This window comes from Kitasatospora sp. NPDC008115 (assembly GCF_042957205.1).
GTDB lineage: Bacteria > Actinomycetota > Actinomycetes > Streptomycetales > Streptomycetaceae > Kitasatospora.
This window is the reverse complement of the sequence record NZ_JBIBHU010000082.1, coordinates 1-2,132: the sequence shown is the minus strand read 5'-3', so window position 1 is coordinate 2,132 and position 2,132 is coordinate 1. Positions and strand designations below refer to the sequence as shown.

Below are 2,132 nucleotides of genomic sequence, written 5' to 3'. Positions count from 1 at the left end.
CCTTGTCCGCTAAACCCCGCGGAACGGGGGGCGGGGCCCTTTCTACTATTGGTGCCCCCCCCGCCCCCGGGGGGGGCGCGGGGGGGGGCCCCCCGGCGGGGGGGGGGGGGGGGGTTTGCCCCCCCCCCCCCCCCCCACTCCCTCACATTCTGGCGAATCGGGGGCAACCCGATTGACCTCAATCTTTGCCGGATGAAAGGTTCATGATTTCACTTGCCACGGAATACCAGTCGGTGGAGGACTGGGGTGCAGGCTCCACTCCGGGCCCCAACTCCTCGCGCTCGCCGTTCATGTGCCCCCTGACCCAGTTGATACAGGTGGGCCTGTCTCCGGTTCCTGCCTGGTAAAACTCTTCGAGGACCTTGCGAACCTCGGAGAGAGGGAGCGCGCTCGCCGGCTCCATGAATACAGGGTGGTGGGGGTCAGAAAGGACCCTCGGATCCTCTGCGGGAGGTTCCGGGTTATCGGAAACCCAAGTGTATGCGTAGATTCCGCCCTGCCTGGAGCAGCCGGAACTTACCTGCCAGATTATACCGCCATACCCAGTCGATTGATTCAGCGAAACCTTGAGGCTATTGCTGGCGAAACTACCATCACCGAGGGGTCGGTCATCAACAGAGATCCAGGCGGTATCGCCAAAATCCACACCCTCCAGCACCCTGGAGATCAGCAGTTCGGCATCTTTGGCGCTTGCCCCATGGAACCGCCTGTCGCCTATCGTGACATTAAGAATCACCTAGCCCTCCAGAGATCCCTTTCCTTCAATCAGTTTGGACTGCATCCTACCGGTTACCGGATCCTTCATCCAAACTCGGAGGGCACTGCCCGCGGGGAGGATGTGCTCCGAGGATGCAACGCAGTTGAAGTTGCCAATGGGACCAGCCGGGCAAATCCCCTTCGTGTTATTTATAACGACATTCAGGTTGACGTTCCCTGCACCATTCTTGATAGCGCGCCGCATAGTCCAGGCGAGCCCTGTTTCAACATGGGCTGCGGTCTCAAACGTGGTGTTCGCAGCCTTCCCGAATTTCTTCGCCAGGTACGCGTTGATCTCTGTGACCATTGTGTATAGCCGCTCTCCAGTGGGATTCCCAGCTTCTCAATGCCGTTTTTGCCAATGGTGAAGGCCTGACCGATGGTTTTGTCGCCCACGGCCCACGCGGGGAGCTCGTCGAAGACAGTAAGCGGGTCGAGGCAGTTATGGGTGAGCAGCGGGGTGTCGCCGGCGAACACGTGGAACGTGTGCAGATCGGCGACGGCGAGGTTGTAGGCCGGGGCAAGCGCGGTCCAGTGCCGGACAGAGGCGACCTGTGCCGCGGCACCAGTATCGGTGCGTAGCGTGTCGCCGCGGTTGATGTCGGAGGCGTTGGTCCACTGGCCGGTGTTCTGGACCCCGAAGGGGTGGCGGCTGGTGGCGGTGACGGCAGCTTGCGCACTGTCGGAGGCCGCTATGGTCAGTTCGGTGTAGTTGCGGTCGTCGGGGGTGTAGATGACGGCCGAGACCGTGCGCGGGCCGGATTCACCGGTGGTGGGGTCGGCTGCTGCGACCTGGTCGCCGGGCCGAATAGTCTCGATGGGGCGGTTGGTGCCGTCGCCCATGAGGACTCGGGTGCCGCCGGGGAAGCTGTTGGGGCACGGGGGCAGGCCCGGCTTGGACTTGGGCTTCTTTCCCCAGGGAAGTTTACTCTTGGCCCAGTCGGTGATGTCGTCGGCGACTCCGCTGAGCTTCTTGCCCCATTTCACTCCGACGCTGATGTAGCCGACGAGGGGCACCATGTTGACGCAGGTCAGGATGGTGTCGAGGCCGTCGGTGTTCTTGTATCCGCCGAAGTACTCGCCGGATGTCCATACGCAGTTGGTGCCGTCTGCGGCAAGGTCGCCGACGAGGGGGAAGAGGCCGGCGACGTCCAGGGCGGTGTGCCCGACCACGGAGAAGGTGTCGTACCAGCTCCCGCCGTCGGAGGAGGTGCCGCCGCCCTGGGGCAGGTGGACAATTAGGTCCACGAGTTCCTGGTTCTGCTGAGCCTTCTCCGCCAGCTCCTGCTGGGCCTGGCGGGTAGCCTCCTGGAGGGCGGCGGTGGCGGTGGCGTGGGCTTCGTCGCGGCTCTTGCCGGCGTTCTCGGCGGACTGGC

General features: G+C 63.5%; 3 protein-coding genes. All 3 read right to left on the bottom strand.

Annotation, left to right across the window (positions count from 1 at the left end; all coding sequences use genetic code 11):
- Positions 1-178: 178 nt before the first annotated feature.
- On the bottom strand, positions 179-736 hold the full coding sequence (locus tag ACFZBX_RS36875; protein WP_391538191.1) for an Imm1 family immunity protein: 558 nt from the start codon (positions 734-736) through the stop codon (positions 179-181).
- Complete coding sequence (locus ACFZBX_RS36870; RefSeq protein ID WP_391538190.1) at positions 737-961, bottom strand: DddA-like double-stranded DNA deaminase toxin; 225 nt, start codon at positions 959-961, stop codon at positions 737-739.
- Positions 919-2,132 (bottom strand): polymorphic toxin-type HINT domain-containing protein (locus ACFZBX_RS36865; protein ID WP_391538189.1); only part of this gene is annotated, 1,214 nt, incomplete at its 5' end. The genes ACFZBX_RS36865 and ACFZBX_RS36870, both read right to left, overlap by 43 nt.